This window comes from Rhodococcus aetherivorans (assembly GCF_025722975.1).
Classification (GTDB): domain Bacteria; phylum Actinomycetota; class Actinomycetes; order Mycobacteriales; family Mycobacteriaceae; genus Rhodococcus; species Rhodococcus aetherivorans.
Genome location: NZ_CP106982.1, coordinates 38,949 through 53,823 on the forward strand (window position 1 = coordinate 38,949; position 14,875 = coordinate 53,823).

Annotated in this window: 16 protein-coding genes and 1 pseudogene; 5 read left to right on the forward strand and 12 right to left on the reverse strand. The window is 71.6% G+C overall.

All coding sequences use genetic code 11. The annotated features are described in order from the left end of the window. Window positions 1-12 precede the first annotated feature (12 nt). Entirely contained in the window at window positions 13-774 is a 762-nt protein-coding gene (locus OCS65_RS00200) for a crotonase/enoyl-CoA hydratase family protein (RefSeq protein ID WP_006940476.1), read from the reverse strand. A 561-nt stretch (window positions 775-1,335) separates the two neighbouring features. On the opposite strand from OCS65_RS00200, the gene OCS65_RS00205 reads away from it, so the two are divergent. From OCS65_RS00205 to OCS65_RS00220, 4 genes are all read left to right on the forward strand, one after another. Continuing rightward, window positions 1,336-1,584, forward strand: coding sequence for a WhiB family transcriptional regulator (locus OCS65_RS00205; RefSeq protein ID WP_006940478.1), 249 nt, complete (start codon window positions 1,336-1,338; stop codon window positions 1,582-1,584). A gap of 115 nt (window positions 1,585-1,699) precedes the next feature. After that, window positions 1,700-2,593, forward strand: coding sequence for a crotonase/enoyl-CoA hydratase family protein (locus OCS65_RS00210; RefSeq protein ID WP_180987034.1), 894 nt, complete (start codon window positions 1,700-1,702; stop codon window positions 2,591-2,593). A gap of 67 nt (window positions 2,594-2,660) precedes the next feature. Continuing rightward, on the forward strand, window positions 2,661-3,059 hold the full coding sequence (locus tag OCS65_RS00215) for a nuclear transport factor 2 family protein (protein ID WP_006944592.1): 399 nt from the start codon (window positions 2,661-2,663) through the stop codon (window positions 3,057-3,059). 25 nt (window positions 3,060-3,084) lie between these two features. Next, the gene (locus OCS65_RS00220; RefSeq protein ID WP_006944593.1) at window positions 3,085-4,062 is read left to right on the forward strand and encodes an NAD(P)H-dependent flavin oxidoreductase; all 978 of its coding nucleotides are present in this window, start codon (window positions 3,085-3,087) and stop codon (window positions 4,060-4,062) included. Between the two features lie 51 nt (window positions 4,063-4,113). Here OCS65_RS00220 and OCS65_RS00225 read toward each other — a convergent pair. The 11 genes and pseudogenes from OCS65_RS00225 to OCS65_RS00275 all read right to left on the reverse strand — a co-directional run. Beyond that, window positions 4,114-5,256, reverse strand: a pseudogene (locus OCS65_RS00225) (MFS transporter); the annotation flags it as partial. Window positions 5,257-5,262: 6 nt separating this feature from the next. Beyond that, window positions 5,263-6,336 carry a SagB/ThcOx family dehydrogenase gene (locus tag OCS65_RS00230; protein ID WP_231772163.1) on the reverse strand — a complete coding sequence of 358 codons (1,074 nt, stop codon included), beginning with the start codon at window positions 6,334-6,336 and terminating at the stop codon, window positions 5,263-5,265. Next, entirely contained in the window at window positions 6,333-7,394 is a 1,062-nt protein-coding gene (locus OCS65_RS00235) for an ATP-grasp domain-containing protein (RefSeq protein WP_263508381.1), read from the reverse strand. The genes OCS65_RS00230 and OCS65_RS00235 overlap by 4 nt, the downstream gene beginning before the upstream one ends. A 78-nt stretch (window positions 7,395-7,472) precedes the next feature. Next, window positions 7,473-7,637, reverse strand: coding sequence for a hypothetical protein (locus tag OCS65_RS00240; RefSeq protein ID WP_006944596.1), 165 nt, complete (start codon window positions 7,635-7,637; stop codon window positions 7,473-7,475). A gap of 134 nt (window positions 7,638-7,771) precedes the next feature. Then, the gene (locus OCS65_RS00245; RefSeq protein WP_029546949.1) at window positions 7,772-8,059 is read right to left on the reverse strand and encodes a putative quinol monooxygenase; all 288 of its coding nucleotides are present in this window, start codon (window positions 8,057-8,059) and stop codon (window positions 7,772-7,774) included. A gap of 46 nt (window positions 8,060-8,105) precedes the next feature. Further along, window positions 8,106-8,864, reverse strand: a complete 759-nt coding sequence (locus tag OCS65_RS00250) for an SDR family NAD(P)-dependent oxidoreductase (protein WP_043798289.1) — start codon at window positions 8,862-8,864, stop codon at window positions 8,106-8,108. A gap of 28 nt (window positions 8,865-8,892) precedes the next feature. Continuing rightward, the gene (locus OCS65_RS00255) at window positions 8,893-10,050 is read right to left on the reverse strand and encodes an acyl-CoA dehydrogenase family protein (protein WP_006944601.1); all 1,158 of its coding nucleotides are present in this window, start codon (window positions 10,048-10,050) and stop codon (window positions 8,893-8,895) included. 52 nt (window positions 10,051-10,102) lie between these two features. Continuing rightward, entirely contained in the window at window positions 10,103-10,765 is a 663-nt protein-coding gene (locus OCS65_RS00260) for a TetR/AcrR family transcriptional regulator (RefSeq protein WP_044476387.1), read from the reverse strand. A 40-nt stretch (window positions 10,766-10,805) separates the two neighbouring features. After that, window positions 10,806-11,567 carry a 3-hydroxyacyl-CoA dehydrogenase gene (locus OCS65_RS00265; RefSeq protein WP_006944612.1) on the reverse strand — a complete coding sequence of 254 codons (762 nt, stop codon included), beginning with the start codon at window positions 11,565-11,567 and terminating at the stop codon, window positions 10,806-10,808. A 27-nt stretch (window positions 11,568-11,594) separates the two neighbouring features. Next, complete coding sequence (locus OCS65_RS00270) at window positions 11,595-12,788, reverse strand: thiolase family protein (RefSeq protein WP_029546945.1); 1,194 nt, start codon at window positions 12,786-12,788, stop codon at window positions 11,595-11,597. Between the two features lie 78 nt (window positions 12,789-12,866). Continuing rightward, complete coding sequence (locus tag OCS65_RS00275; RefSeq protein WP_006944628.1) at window positions 12,867-13,667, reverse strand: crotonase/enoyl-CoA hydratase family protein; 801 nt, start codon at window positions 13,665-13,667, stop codon at window positions 12,867-12,869. 221 nt (window positions 13,668-13,888) lie between these two features. On the opposite strand from OCS65_RS00275, the gene OCS65_RS00280 reads away from it, so the two are divergent. Further along, window positions 13,889-14,857, forward strand: coding sequence for an NADPH:quinone oxidoreductase family protein (locus tag OCS65_RS00280; RefSeq protein ID WP_006944629.1), 969 nt, complete (start codon window positions 13,889-13,891; stop codon window positions 14,855-14,857). The last annotated feature ends 18 nt before the right edge of the window (window positions 14,858-14,875 follow it).

Below are 14,875 nucleotides of genomic sequence, written 5' to 3' on the forward strand. Positions count from 1 at the left end.
TTCCCGGAGCCGTCACTCCGCGCGCCACACCGGCGCGCGCTTCTCGGCGAACGCGCGGGCCCCTTCCTGCGCGTCCGCGGAGGCGAACACCGGCTCGACGAGTGCACGCTGCGACGCGAACGCCTCCGCGTCGGTGTACTGCACGGCCGACGCCATGATCTGCTTGGAGGCACGGACGGCGAGCGGTCCGTTGCCGCTGATGCGGGCGGCGAGCGCCCGCGCGCCGTCGAGGGCCGCGCCCGGCTCGGTGAGGGTGTTGACCAGGCCGTGCGCGTGCGCCACCTCGGCGGTGAGGGGGTCACCGGTGAGCACGATCTCCATGGCGAGCTGGTAGGGCAGCACCTTGGGCAGGCGCAGCAGACCGCCGGCCGCGGCGACGAGCCCGCGCTTGACCTCGGGCAGGCCGAACTTGGCGCCCCGGGCGGCGACGACGAGGTCCGCCGAGAGGGCGAGCTCGCACCCGCCGGCGAGTGCCCAGCCTTCGACCGCGGCGATCAGCGGCTTGGTCGGCGGCCGCTCCGTGAGCCCGGCGAATCCCCGTCCGGGCAGCGAGGGCCGCTCGCCCCGGGTGAACGCCTTGAGGTCCATGCCGGCGCAGAAGGTGCCGCCGGCGCCGGTGATGATCCCGACGACCAGGTCCGGTCGCGCCTCGAACTCGTCGACGGCGGCGGCGAGCGCCTTGGCGACCTCGAGATCGACGGCGTTGCGCGCCTCGGGCCGGTTGATGGTCATGACGGCGATGCCGTCGCCGAACTCGGTCAGTACAGCGCTCACGTGGTGTCTCCTCGGGATCCTCGGGGTTCCGGCCGGGCACGGGGCGGAACGTCCCGTCGAGTCGATCACCGGACCGGCGCCCGAGACAAAGTCCGAACGGGGTATCGACCCATAGCCGAAACCTATGTAGGGAGGCCGGGGTCATGAGGTACCCGTCACTGTTCGCGCACGGGCGGGAAGAACCCGGCCGCGGGGCGTGTTGGACCCGACCGATCGACGACGGCCACGACACGGAAGGCCACGACACGGAAGGAGGCATGCGATGTGCACATCACCCCCGGCTGCGCCGGTGCGACAGCCGATGCGGCATCCCGTCGCGGGCATCCTTCCGCCGGCCGGGCCCCGACATGCGGGGCCGCCGGCGGCACCACCCGGCAGGTGCTGACCGCCGGGCGGACACCCCTCGTCCGGTGACCGCCGCTCCGACTTCGTTTACGGCACCGAGAACCCATCTGCCACAAGCGGATTCGAGACACCGCACTGGGCGGCAGCGAATCCGTCGCAAGTCCTGCGCCGCCCCGACCAGATCTGCATCCCCATCCTCGGAAGGAGGACCTGCCCGTGACCACGATGCTCACCGACCTGCTCGCCCCGTCGGACGCCACGCCGGACTGGGACCTGGCCGCGTGCCGCGGCGACGCGACCCCGGACGCCTGGTTCCCGGACCCGTCGGAGTCGTTCGACTACGCCCGCAACGTGTGCGCCCGCTGCCCCCTTGCCACCGCGTGCGCCACCTACGCCACCGAGACCCGGCAGTCCGGCATCTGGGGCGGCCGGGAGTTCCGCCGCGGCCGCGTGACCCGCGGATAAGCCCGCACGCCGCGCCCTGCGCCCCCGTCGCCGACTCCCGTGGTGACGGGGGCGCCGCGCTGTGCACGGCCCTGACACCTACCGATCGTTCAGTAAACATGTCATGCTGGCCGGCGTGGAACACATCGCACTCGCCGTGGCCGACGGCATCGCCACCATCACCCTCGACCGCCCCGACCGGCTCAACGCCTTCACCACCACGATGGAGCACGAGCTGATCGCGGCCTACGACCGCTGCGACGCCGACGATTCCGTGCGCGCCGTCGTACTCACCGGCGCCGGGCGCGCATTCTGCGCCGGCGCCGACCTCTCCGGCGGTGCCGACACGTTCGCGCAGCGGCTCGACGAGCCGAGCGACGACGCGACCGCCGACGTCCGGCGCGATGACACGGCCGCCGACGTCCGGCGCGACGGTGGCGGCCGCGTCGTGCTGCGCATGTTCGAGTGCCGCAAGCCGATCATCGCGGCGATCAACGGCCCGGCCGTCGGCGTCGGCATCACCATGACGCTCGCGGCGGATTTCCGCCTCGCCGCCGACGACGCCCGCATCGGCTTCGTGTTCAACCGCCGCGGCCTCGTCCCCGAGTCGTGCTCCACCTGGTTCCTGCCCCGCCTGGTTCCGCTGCAGACCGCCCTGGACTGGGTGTATTCGGGACGGATCTTCGACGCGGCCGAGGCCCACACGGCCGGGCTCGTCTATGCGCTGTATCCCGGGGCCGAACTGCTCGAGCGGGCGTATGCGCTGGCCCGCAGCCTCACCGAGCACTCGGCCCCGGTGTCGGTGGCGCTCTCGCGGCAGATGATGTGGCGCACGCTGGGCGCCGAGCACCCCATGGTCGCGCACCGCATCGAGACGCGCGGCATCAACCTCCGCGGCGTCGGGCGCGACGCCCGCGAGGGCATCTCTGCGTTTCTCGAGAAGCGTCCCGCGGCGTTCCCGGACAGTGTGTCCGCCGACCTGCCGGACCTGTTCCGCGACGATCTGCCCGTACCGCCGTTCCGCGGGTGAACGGTCACCATTGACTGTTTAGTGGCGCGGCCCCTACGCTCGAAGCGACGAACACAGAGAGGGAACCATGACCACTCGTACCCGGCCCCCCGTCGTCGAACGCTGGCATCACATCGTCGAGCACGAGGACATGGCCGCCCTCGAGGACCTGATCGCCGACGACGCCGTGTTCTCCTCCCCCGCGGTGTTCACACCGCAGGAAGGCAAGGCCAAGACCGTCGCCTACCTGCGGGCGGCGCTCACCGTGTTCTCCGGTGCGGGGTTCCGCTACGTCGACGAGTGGTACAACGACGACTCGGCGGTTCTCGAGTTCACCGCCGATCTCGACGGCATCCACGTCAACGGCATCGACCTGATCCGCTGGGACGACCGCGGCCGGATCATCTCGTTCAAGGTCATGGCCCGCCCGCTGAAGGGCCTGCAGGCCCTCATCCCGCTCATGGCCGCCCAGCTCGGGCAGTCGTAACACCGAAATCACCAAGGAGATTCGCATGGCCCTGCCTTCGATCCTGCAAGACCGGCTGCGCCTGCCCGTCGTGGCGTCGCCGATGTTCATCGTCTCCGGTCCGGACCTGGTGATCGCCCAGTGCACCTCCGGCGTCGTCGGCTCCTTCCCCTCGCTCAACGCGCGCCCCCAGGCGATGCTGCGCGAGTGGCTCACCCGCATCACCGAGGCCCTCGCCAAGCACGACGCCAACCACCCCGAGGCGCCGTCCGCGCCCTACGCGGTCAACCTCATCGTGCACCGCTCCAACGACCGCCTCGAAGAAGACCTCGCCACGATCGTCGAGTTCGAGGTCCCGGTCGTCATCACCTCCCTCGGCGCCCGCACCGACGTCAACGACGCCATCCACTCCTACGGCGGCATCGTCCTGCACGACGTCATCAACAACACCTTCGCCCGCAAGGCCGTCGACAAGGGCGCCGACGGCCTCATCGCCGTCGCCGCCGGCGCCGGCGGCCACGCGGGCGCCCAGTCACCGTTCGCGCTGGTCCAGGAGATCCGTGAGTGGTTCGACGGCCCGCTGCTGCTGTCGGGCTCGATCGCGCACGGCCGTTCGATCCTCGCGGCCCAGGCCGCCGGCGCCGATCTCGCCTACGTCGGTTCGGCGTTCATCGCCACCGCCGAGGCCAACGCCGACGCCCGCTACAAGCAGATGATCGTCGACTCCACCGCCGCCGACATCGTCTACTCCAACCTGTTCACCGGCGTGCACGGCAACTACCTGCGCGGCAGCATCGAAGCCGCCGGGCTCGACCCGAACAACCTCGCCGTGTCCGACCCGTCGGCCATGGACTTCGGCACCGGCGAGAGTTCCGGAACCGGCGCGAAGGCGAAGGCCTGGCGCGACATCTGGGGTTCCGGGCAGGGCGTCGGCGCGGTCGACGCCGTCGTCCCCGCCGCCGAGCTCGTCGACCGGCTCGCCACCGAGTACCGCGCGGCGCGGGAGCGGCTCGCCGGCCTGTAGGCGCACCGTCCGGCTGACCGCGGTCGCCACGACCACCCCGCCGAGGAGCGCGGCGAGCATCCACGCGGTGCTCGCCGCGCCGACGGCCGTCGTCAGCACGCCCACCGTCAGCGGGGCGAACATCGCCGGCAACGAGGTGATCAGCCCGGTCGCCGCGCCGACCCGGCCCCGCACCTCGTCGGGCACCAGTTCGGCACAGCGTGCGGTCACCACCACCGACCACGACGGGGTCACCGCCAGCAGGGCGGCATAACCGGCGGCGGCGACGACCGGCGACCCCGTGGCCGCCGCGAGGACCGCCAGGACACCGAGGCCCGCCGAGAGCACGAGCAGACGGTGGGCCGGGATCCGGCGGCGGAGCCGCGGCACCGCCAGCGCCCCGAGCATGCCCCCGCCGTACGCGACGGCGAGCGCGATCCCGACCGTCGAGGACGGCGCGCCGCTGCCGGCCAGGAGCACGACCACCACCAGACCACAGCCGTTGACCACGAACTCGGCGACGGCCGTCAGCGCCGCGGTGGTGCGAACGAACGGGTGGGATGCGAACCACCGCAACCCGTCCCGGATGGCGGCCCACGGCCGTTCCGCGGCGGAACCGGGGACGCGCGGCGCCTGCAGCGGGGTGCGCACCCGGGCCGCGGCCGCTCCCGCCACCACGAACGACACGGCATGGCCCGCGAAGGGCAGCGCGGCGCCGAGACCGTAGAGGGTCGCAGCGAGCGGCGGGCCGGCCACCCCGGTCGCGTACCCCCGCGCCTCGAAAAGCCCGTACGCCGTGCCGATCTGCTCGCGCTCGACCACCTGCGGCACAGCCGCGTCCTCGGCGAGTCCGCGCACCGCCCACCCCGCCCCGAGCACCGACACCGCGACGAGGACGGGCACCGGATGGAACAGACCGCGCCACGCGCAGCCCGCGAGCACCGCGGCGGCGGCCGCCGAGCAGGCGTCGACGGTGATCATGACGCGACGGCGATCGAAGCGGTCGACGATCCAGCCGGCCGGGACCGTCGCGGCCGTGAAGGCACCCATCGTCACGGTCGAGACCAGCCCGACCGTCGCGGCCGAACCGCTGACCGCGAGCACCCACAACATGATCGCGACGCCGTAGCCGCGGCTGCCGAGCTGCGCGACCGCCTGACCGGCGCACAGCCGCGCGAAGTCGGGGTTGCGGAGCGCACCACCGCCGGCGGACAACGGGCGTCACCCGAGTCCGGCGGCGGGGCGGCCCAGCGCGGTGACCGCCAGGGCCGGCTCGGCGGTGGGATCGCAGCCGAGCAGGTCCTCGAGCTCGCGGTCGCGCATCGCCGTCGCCGTCACCGCGCCCAGGCCCAGCGCGGTGGCGGTGAGCAGGACGGTCTGACTGACGTGGCCGAGTTCGATGAGGATGTCGCGGTAGGCGCGGGAACGTTCGTACCGCCACCGGGTCCGGGCCGGTACCGCCGTGTAGATCAGCAACGCCGCGCAGTCCGACAGCCACGGCTGCTCGCCGAGCGCCGCGCCCAGCACGGAGCCGGGCACGCTGTCGCCGATCCGTTCCAGCCCGCCGCGCAGCGGCGCGTAGTGGAAGAACCCCGGCGCGAGCCCGTCGACGCGGTTCGCGTAGAGGTACAGCTCGATGGGGGTGCGGGCGCCGGCGGACGGGCTGGTCTTCAACAGCACCTGCCCCACCTGCGGATGGTCGATCACTTCGACGGGTCCCGTCGCGACGCGGGCGACGGTGCCCACCGCGTCCAGGGACACGGGGTCGGAGGTGAACTGCCGGACCGAGCGGCGCTCGAACAGGGCGTCGACGAGTCCCGGGCGCCGCCACCCGGACGAGTCCGGCCGGTCGCCGGGCACGGGAATCATCGGATGCTGCGGGTAGGACTTGGCCGGCGCAGGGGCGGGCTGCTCGCTCGCCTTGGCCGCCGACCGCAGCTCGTCGTCGAGCACGTCGGCGAACCGGACGTCGGAGCCGGTGCGGGCCGCGAAGTGCAGGTAGCGGGCCGAGGGGCCCCACGTGCCCCACTCGGCGAGCATCTGCTGTTGTTCGACGTGCTCGGCCGATCCCTCGGCGACGAGGACCTGCGCCTCGAGCAGCCGGCGAGCGATTCCGAGCGGCAGCTCCCCCAGTTCGGCGATGCTGTCGAGTTCGCGCCACGACGCGAACCAGCGCAGCACCCGCTCGCTGTCGGGGGTGAGCGCGAACTGCCGGTGGTGCAGGTAGTCGTCCCACACCAGCGTGCCGTCACGCCAGAACAGCACCGCATACTCGGCAACGGCGACGCGGGTCATCGGTTCTCTCCTCGGGGGGCGGGGGCGGTCGCGGCGGCGATCAGGGCGCGCACCGCGTTCGTGGTGTCGGTGGCACCGGCGCCGTGTTCGGTCCAGCGCCAGTCGAATTCGGGGTTGACCTCGAGAAACACCGGGCCGCCGGGCGTGTCGAGCAGGTCGAAGGCGGCGAGGTCGAGCCGGAACCGGTCGAGGAGCGTCCGCAGCGATGCGGCCACGTCGGCGGGAATGTCGCAGCGCCGCACGGTGATCGACTCCGGCCGGGTCCACAGCGACTCGGGGGTGGGCCGGGTGACCGCGTAGCCGATCAGCGTTCCGCCCACGGCGTGGATCCGCAGCTCCCGGTCGGCGGCCACATACTCCTGCACGAGCACCGGTGCGCCCGTGCGGTGTTCGCCGTCGAGTGACGCGCGGCTGACGCGCTGCGGGTAGACGCCCCGCAGGCGGCCGGGTTGCGGTTCGACGCAGTGCCGGCCGAGGCTCTTGACCAGCAGGTCGCCGGGCCCCGGCAGGGCCCGGGCCGCGACGTCGAGCCGCGTGGTCACGAGGGTGGCGGGCACACGCAGCCCGGCCGCGCGGGCGGCGGCGAGCTGGGTCAGGCGGTCGGGGGTTCCGGGCCGGGCCCCGGAGTTGAGCGTGTGCAGGCCGGGGTGCGCGGCAAGGGCGGCGACGAGGGCCTGCCACTGGTCGCGCACGTGCTGCACTGCGTCGGGGGTGGTCTGCGCGGTGCGCAGTGCGTCGACGTCGAAGTAGCGCAGCCAGCACGCCCGGGGCCGGAACGTCCGGCCGTCGCGGGTGAGCAGGCCGGCGAACGGATCCCACTGCACGTCCGTGTCGGCACACCGGTCGCTGTCGAGACGCACCAGCGCGATGCCGCGGGCGGCGAGCCACAGCGACAGCTCGTCGATCTCGCGGTCGGCGGCCCGGGTGAGGACGAGGACACACGGCGCCGGATCCGTCGCCGCGGGATGCCCGACGCGGGCCTGGAAGTCCCGGGATTCGGCGGAGGCGGTGGTGAGGTGGGGGTGCGAGCGCAGCAGCAACGGCAGCGCAGCGGTCATGAGGGGTTCCTTCGGTGGCGGTCGTCGGGACGGTACGGCCGGGGCACCGTGGTGCCCCGGCCGTTGCACGCCCGCCGATCAGCCGCCGTGGCAGCCCTTGCAGCCGGGCCGCGTCATGGCCTCGACGTAGTCGCTCGCGTAGGCCGCGAAGGTGGCGTCCTCGATCGCTGCGACGCTGCGCAGCGCGGCTTCGTCACCGGCGTCGAGGGTGAGCAGGGTCCGGGCCATCTCTTCGATGTTCATGGCGTCCGCCTTTTCTGGGAGGTTCCGCCGTTCCCGGGACCGGGTAGGCGGGCGTCGATCCGACGTATCGATCGTCGGCGACGGCGCCGCCCCCGGCCAGGCACCCCAGGGCGGGATCTGCCCACCCCTGCCGGTCAGACCTCGTTGTAGTAGGTCAGCTTCGGCGCACCCGCGAGCAGCGGACCGAGATCGGTGATTGCACCGGGCCCGGCCCGGAACTCGCGGTACGCGGCGTCGTGCTGCTCCGACTCCCACTTCTCCACGACCACCCAGCGGGCCTCGTTCGAACGGTCGGCGAGCACCTCGAGGCCCAGGCAGCCGTCGAACGCGCGGGTTTCCTTCAGAACACGATCCATCAGCGCGCGGGCCTCCCCGAGCACGTCGGGCTTGAACTCGAGCTCCAGGAATGCGGTCAGTGCCATAGCTTCTCCTCGTGGACGAACTTGCTGGACAACACTTCCGGCGACGTCAGAAGATCGAGTAGCCGCCGTCGATCAGGGTGGACGATCCGGTCTGGAACGCGGACGCGTCGCTCGCGAGGTACACGGCGATGCCGGCGAAGTCCTCGGGAGTTCCCCACCGGCCCAACGGTACCCGGGAAATAACGTGCGTGGTGAACGATTCGGAGCCCTGGAGCGGTCCGGTCATGTCGGTGGCGATCCAGCCGGGCAGCACGCTGTTGACGCGGATGCGGTGCCGGGCGAGTTCCACCGCGCACCCGTTGGCCAGGGCCAGGACCCCTGCCTTGGTGGCGGCGTAGGCCTGATTGCGCCCGGCGCCCTGGATCGCACCCAGGCTGGAGGTGACGATCACCGATCCGCCGGTGCCCTGGTCGACGAGCACCCTGGCCGTCTCGCGCAGGGTGAAGTACGCCCCGTCGAGGTTGGCGGCCGTCACCTTCCGGTAGTCCTCGGTACTCGACTCGACGAACTTGACGAGGGGCACACCGATTCCGGCGTTGACCACGACGATGTCGAGGCCGCCGAGCTCCGCGACCGTCGCGGCGACACCGTCGCGCACGGCCTCCTCGTCGGACACGTCCACCGATCGGGTCACCACGCGCGCCCCGGTCGTCGCGAGATCGGCCGCCGCCTTCTCGAGGCGTTCGGCGCCGCGGCCCCACAGCGCCACGTCGGCACCTGCGGAGGCGAGCCCGCGCGCCATGCCCAGCCCGATTCCGGCCGAGCCGCCGGTGACCAGTGCCCGCTTGCCGGACAGATCGAACATGGTGTCTCTCCTTCGGATACGGGGTGGATCAGGCGTATTCGGCGGCGATGTCGCGTCCGATGATCTCCTTCATGATCTCGGTGGTGCCACCGTAGATGGTCTGGATGCGGGTGTCGACGTAGGCGCGGCCGATGGGGTACTCCATCATGTAGCCGTAGCCGCCGTGCAACTGCACGCACCGGTCGACGACGCGCTTCTGCAGCTCGCTGGCCCACCATTTGGCCTTGGCGGCGTCGACCGCGGTCAGCTCGCCCGCGTTGAGCGCCAGGACGCACCGGTCGATGTGCGAGCCGGTGACCTCGATCTCGGTGAGCATCTCGGCGAGGGCGAAGCGGGTGTTCTGCAGGTCGCCGATCGGCTTGCCGAACGCCCTGCGTTCGAACACGTAGTCCTTGGTCCACTCGTACGCCGCCCGCGCGGCCGCGATCGCGGCGACGGCGATGGAGAGGCGCTCGAGGGGCAGGTGCTCCATCAGGTGGAAGAATCCCTGCCCTTCGGTGCCGAGCAGGTTCGCGGCCGGCACCCGCACGCCCTCGAAGGACAGTTCGGCGGTGTCCTGCCCGGCCAGGCCCACCTTGTGCAGCTTGCGGCCGCGGGAAAAGCCCGGCATGTCGCGTTCGACGACGAGCAGGGAGAATCCGCGGGCACCGGCGTGCGGGTCGGTGCGGGCGACGACGATGACCAGATCGGAGTGGATACCGTTGGTGATGAACGTCTTCTGCCCGGTCAGGATCCAGTCGTCGCCGTCGCGCACGGCGGTGGTCTTGACGGCTTGCAGGTCCGAGCCGGTGCCGGGTTCGGTCATGGCGATCGCGCCGATCAGCTCCCCGGCGGCCATGCCGGGCAGCCAGCGCCGCTTCTGGTCCTCGGTGCCGAGGTCGGCGACATAGGGGATGGCGATGTCGTCCTGCAGGCTCATGCCGGAGCCGAAGGAGGTGGTGCCGGTGCGGGCGATCTCCTCGGCGACGACGCAGCGGAACCGGTAGTCGGTCACCCCGGAGCCGCCGTATTCTTCGGGGACGCCGAGGCCGACGATGCCGGACTTGCCGGCGGCGAGCCAGGCGGAGCGGTCGATGAGCCGCTCGGTCTCCCACCGTTCGTAGTGCGGTTCGACCTCGCGGGCGAGGAATTCGCGCACGGTGTCCCGGTACGCCTCGTGGTCGGCTTCGAAAAGGTTGCGGTGCATCGGTTCTCTCCCAGGAGGGCGAAGGACGGTCGGGTCGGCGGGCGATCGGCGCTCAGTTCCTCCGCACCGGCGACGAGCCGCTGGGCGGGTCCGGCGCGGCCCGGTATCCCACGATGCGCAGGGCGATGACGGTGTAGCGGGCGGTGACCTGGTCGGGAGTGAGCGGGCCGCCGAGCCGGAACCAGCGGGCGATGGACTGGCACATGCCGAGCAGGGCACGCACGGATTCGGCGATGTCGTCGACGGCGAAGACGCCGCGCTCGACCCCGTCGTCGACGAGGTCGAGGGCCATGAGCTCGAGGCGCTTCCGGGTCGCGGCGTAGTTGCGGCGGTTCTGCGGGGACACGTGCCGCAGTTCGGAGTCGAGTGCGGACTGCGGGGCGCGGTGCGTCGAGTTCAGCACGATCGCCTCGACGAAGTTGGTGAAGCGCCGGACGGGGTCGTCACCACCGTCGCCGACGGCGGCGAGGGCGCGTTCGATCAGGTCCCGGACGGCGGTGTCGAGCAGGGTGACGAGAACGGCTTCCTTGTTCTCGTGGTGGTAGTACAGCGCGGGCACCGTCACCCCGACCCGGCGGGCCAGGTCGCGGACGGTGGTTCCGTGGAAACCGTTCTCTCCGAAGGCTTCCAGCGCGTGATCGAGGATGGGGCCGAGCTGTAGGGGCTCGAACTCCCGCCAGTTCGCGAACCTGGGGGGTGCGGGCTCCACAGTCATCGGCCCCGTCCTCTCACGCGTCGATCAGCTCAGGCGGCGCTCAGCGCGGGGCCATGCGGATGGCGCCGTCGAGGCGGATGACCTCGCCGTTGAGCATCGGGTTGGAGACGATGTGCGCGGCCAGGGCGCCGTACTCGGACGGGTCGCCGAGGCGGGCCGGGTGGGGCACCTGCTGGCCGAGCGAGGCCTGCGCCTCCTCCGGCAGGGAGCCGAGGAGCGGGGTCTTGAACAGGCCGGGGGCGATGGTGACGACGCGGATCAGCAGCGACGCGAGATCGCGGGCGATCGGCAGGGTCATGCCGACGACGCCGCCCTTGGACGCGGAGTAGGCGGCCTGGCCGATCTGGCCGTCGAACGCGGCGACGGAGGCGGTGTTGATGATGACGCCGCGCTCGCCGTCGATCGGCTCGGTCTTGGCGATGCGCTCGGCGGCCAGGCGGATCACGTTGAACGTGCCGACGAGATTCACGTTGATGATCTTGGTGAAGTCGGCGAGCGGGAACGCGCCCTTCTTGCTCACGGTCTTGATGGCGTTGCCGATGCCGGCGCAGTTGACCGCGACGCGCAGCGGGCCGAGCGATTCGGCGAGGTCGAGGGCCTCGACGACGGCGGCCTCGTCGGTGACGTCGGCGGCGGCGAAGCGGACGCGGTCGCCGAGCTCCTTGGCGACGGTCTCACCGTTGGAGGAGGGCAGGTCGATGATGACGACCTGCGCGCCGTCGGCGAGCAGGGCCTTGACGGTGGCCAGGCCGAGGCCGGAGGCACCGCCGGTGACGACGGCAACGCTGTCGTTGACGATCATGAGATTCCTTTCGGATGTGGTTGCGGGTCAGAGACGTTCGATGATGGTGGCATTGGCCATGCCGGCGCCCTCGCACATGGTCTGCAGGCCGTACCGGCCGCCGGTGGCCTCGAGGTGGTTGACCAGCGTGGTCAGCAGCCGGGTGCCGGACGAGCCGAGGGCGTGTCCGAGGGCGATCGCGCCGCCGCGCGGGTTGAGCCGGGCCGGATCCGCCCCGAACTCGTGCGCCCACATCAGCGGCACCGGGGCGAACGCCTCGTTGACCTCGTAGGCGTCGATGTCGTCGATGCCCAGACCCGAGCGGGCCAGGATCTTCTTCGTCGCGGGGATGGGGGCGGTGAGCATGAACATCGGATCGTCGCCGGCGACGGCGAAGGAATGGAACCGCGCCCGCGGGGTCAGGCCCAGCTTGGCGGCGGCCTCCTCGCTCATGATCAGCACCGCCGACGCCCCGTCGGTCAGCGGCGACGAGTTGCCCGGGGTGATGTGCCAGCCGGCCTCCGGGAAGCGCGCGGCGTACGCCTCGGTGTAGAACGACGGCTTCAGCCCGGCCAGGGCCTCGGCGGTGGTGGCGGCGCGCACCGTCTCGTCGACGGTGTGCCGGACCTGCTCACCGGCGGCATTGGTGACCGTGATCGGGACGATCTCCTTGTCGAAGAAACCGGCGGCGATCGCCTCGGCGGCCCGCTGGTGCGACTGCGCCGAGAACGCGTCGAGGGCCTCGCGGTCGAACTTCCACTTCGCGGCGATCAGCTCGGCGGAGATGCCCTGGTTGACCAGGCCCTCGGGGTAGCGGGCGGCGATGCCCGGGCCGGAGGCGTCCTGCCCCATCGACGACGTACCCATCGGCACCCGGCTCATCGACTCCACACCGCACGCGATGACGATGTCGTAGGCGCCGGCGATGATGCCCTGGGCGGCGAAGTGGGCGGCCTGCTGGCTCGAGCCGCACTGCCGGTCGATGGTGGTGGCCGGCACCGACTCGGGGAAGCCGGCCGACAGCAGGGCGGTGCGGGAGATGTTCAGGGCCTGCTCGCCCGCCTGGTTGACGCAGCCGCCGATGACGTCGTCGACGAGGGCGGGGTCGAGGTCGTTGCGCGAGGTGATCTCACGCAGCACGTGGGCGAGCAGCTCGACGGGATGGGTGCCGGACAGGGCGCCGCCGGGCTTGCCCTTGCCGACCGCGGTGCGGACCACGTCGACGATGACAGCGTTGGTCATGAGGAGTTCCTTTCGAGGGTTGGAGCGGCCCGGGTGCCCCGGAGGGGATCGACGAGACCCCGGGCCGAGATCAGGGGGTCAGCGACCCTTCCAGACCGGCTGCCGCTTCTGTGCGAAGGCGGTCGGGCCTTCCTTGGCGTCGTCGCTGGTGAACACCACCTTCACCGCGGCGGCGTTGGCCTCCCACACACCCGGCTCCCAGTCGGCGCCGTGCGCGGTCCGGTGGATCATCGACTTCGATTCGCGTACCGAGAGCGGAGCGTTCGCGGCGATGGTCTCGGCCAGCCCGAGCGCCATCTCGAGCGCCGTGCCGTGCGGTGCGACCCGGTTGACCAGGCCCAGTTCCTTGCCCTGCGCAGCGGAGATCGGCTCACCGGTCAGCGCCAGTTCCAGCGCGACCTTGCGGGGGATCTGCTGTTGGAGCCGGATCACCCCGCCCGCGGCGGCGAAGAGACCTCGCTTGACCTCGGGCAGGCCCAGCTGGGCCTCCTCGTCGACGACGGCGAGGTCGGACGCGAGCACCAGCTCGGTGCCGCCGCCGAGGGCGAACCCGTTGACCGCGGCGATGGTCGGCTTGCTGATCCAGTGCTGGGCATAGCCGGCGAAACCCCATTCGGGGTGCCCGTCGGCGGCGATGCTCTCGCCCGTGGCCAGGGCCTTGAGGTCGGCGCCCGCGCAGAACGCGCGGCCCGCACCGGTGAGCACCACGACGCGCACGTCGTCGTCCGCCTCCGCCTGCTCGAGCAGCGTGCCGACCGCCGTCGCCAGCGCTGCGTTCACGGCGTTGAGCGCCCGGGGGCGGTTGAGCGTGATGACGGCGATGCCGCCACGCCGCTCGTACTGTGCGGCAGGTTCGGTAACGGTGGACTCGTCGGCCATGTGCGCCCCTATCGGATACAGTCGGCGTTACTTATCGATCGCTAAAGGACTATCACGGATCGATCGATCGGTCAATGGTCTGGTCTAACTAGCGTCCGATCAGACGGTTCTGGTATGGATGAGGCCGTACGCGTGAGCCGCGACACGGATTCCCGAAGACACGGGCCCCCGAGACACGGAGCCCCGAGACAGGCTCGGCCACCAGGACGGCAGGAGAACTCATGCAGGCGGTACAACTGACCGAAGCAACCGGGCCCGACGGCGTACGGCTCGTGGACCTTCCCGAGCCCGACGCGGACGGCCTCGTCGTCGTCGATCTGCACGCGGCCGGAGTCTCGTTCCCAGACCTGCTGCAGACCACAGCGAGCTACCAGGTCGTGCGCCCCCTGCCGTCCGTGCTCGGCGTCGAAGGCGCCGGCACCGTGCGCACCGCCCCGGCCGGCAGCGGCCTGAGCCCGGGGCAGCGCGTCGCCGTCCTCGCCACCGGCGGCGCCTGGCAGCAGACCGTCGCGGTGGATCCGAAATCCGTCTTTCCGCTTCCCGATTCGGTGTCCCTGACGGCCGGAGCCGGATTCCTCATGAACTACCTGACCGTCCACTTCGCCCTCGACGAACGCGCCCGCTACCGCGCCGGCGAGACGGTGCTCGTGCACGGCGCCGCAGGCGGGGTCGGCGTCGCCGCCCTGCAGGTCGCGGCCGCGCTCGGACTCGAGACCATCGCGGTGGTGAGCACCGAGGAGAAGGCCGCGGTCGCGAAGGCCAACCGCGCCACCCACACCGTCGCCGTGGAGGGCTTCAAGGACCGGGTCCTCGAGCTCACCGGCGGACGCGGCGTCGACATCGTTCTCGATCCCGTCGGCGGCGACCGGTTCACCGACAGCCTGCGCAGCCTGGCACCGAACGGACGGGTCGTGGTCCTCGGCTTCACCGGCGGCGAGATTCCCACCGTCAAAGTGAATCGTCTTCTGCTCAAGAACATCTCGGTCCTCGGCGCCGGATGGGGCGAATACGTGCGTACCTTCCCCGGCTACACCGCCCAGCAATGGGCGCAGCTCGAGCCGCTGCTGCGCTCCGGGGCCCTGCAGATCCCCGAACCCACCGTCCACCCGATGACGCACGCCGCCGAGGCGCTGCGGTCGCTCGCACATCGCTCCGCCACCGGCAAGGTCGCCCTCGCGCTGCGCCCCTGACGTCCCGAGAGACCCTGA

Coding starts and splice junctions, on each gene's coding strand:
- OCS65_RS00220 (WP_006944593.1), top strand. CDS start 3,085: ATGGCCCTGCCTTCGATCCTGCAAGACCGGCTGCGCCTGCCCGTCGTG.
- OCS65_RS00240 (WP_006944596.1), bottom strand. CDS start 7,637: ATGAACATCGAAGAGATGGCCCGGACCCTGCTCACCCTCGACGCCGGT.
- OCS65_RS00275 (WP_006944628.1), bottom strand. CDS start 13,667: ATGGCCGACGAGTCCACCGTTACCGAACCTGCCGCACAGTACGAGCGG.
- OCS65_RS00250 (WP_043798289.1), bottom strand. CDS start 8,864: ATGTTCGATCTGTCCGGCAAGCGGGCACTGGTCACCGGCGGCTCGGCC.
- OCS65_RS00270 (WP_029546945.1), bottom strand. CDS start 12,788: ATGACCAACGCTGTCATCGTCGACGTGGTCCGCACCGCGGTCGGCAAG.
- OCS65_RS00280 (WP_006944629.1), top strand. CDS start 13,889: ATGCAGGCGGTACAACTGACCGAAGCAACCGGGCCCGACGGCGTACGG.
- OCS65_RS00265 (WP_006944612.1), bottom strand. CDS start 11,567: ATGATCGTCAACGACAGCGTTGCCGTCGTCACCGGCGGTGCCTCCGGC.
- OCS65_RS00230 (WP_231772163.1), bottom strand. CDS start 6,336: ATGACCCGCGTCGCCGTTGCCGAGTATGCGGTGCTGTTCTGGCGTGAC.
- OCS65_RS00260 (WP_044476387.1), bottom strand. CDS start 10,765: ATGACTGTGGAGCCCGCACCCCCCAGGTTCGCGAACTGGCGGGAGTTC.
- OCS65_RS00255 (WP_006944601.1), bottom strand. CDS start 10,050: ATGCACCGCAACCTTTTCGAAGCCGACCACGAGGCGTACCGGGACACC.
- OCS65_RS00235 (WP_263508381.1), bottom strand. CDS start 7,394: ATGACCGCTGCGCTGCCGTTGCTGCTGCGCTCGCACCCCCACCTCACC.
- OCS65_RS00215 (WP_006944592.1), top strand. CDS start 2,661: ATGACCACTCGTACCCGGCCCCCCGTCGTCGAACGCTGGCATCACATC.
- OCS65_RS00245 (WP_029546949.1), bottom strand. CDS start 8,059: ATGGCACTGACCGCATTCCTGGAGCTCGAGTTCAAGCCCGACGTGCTC.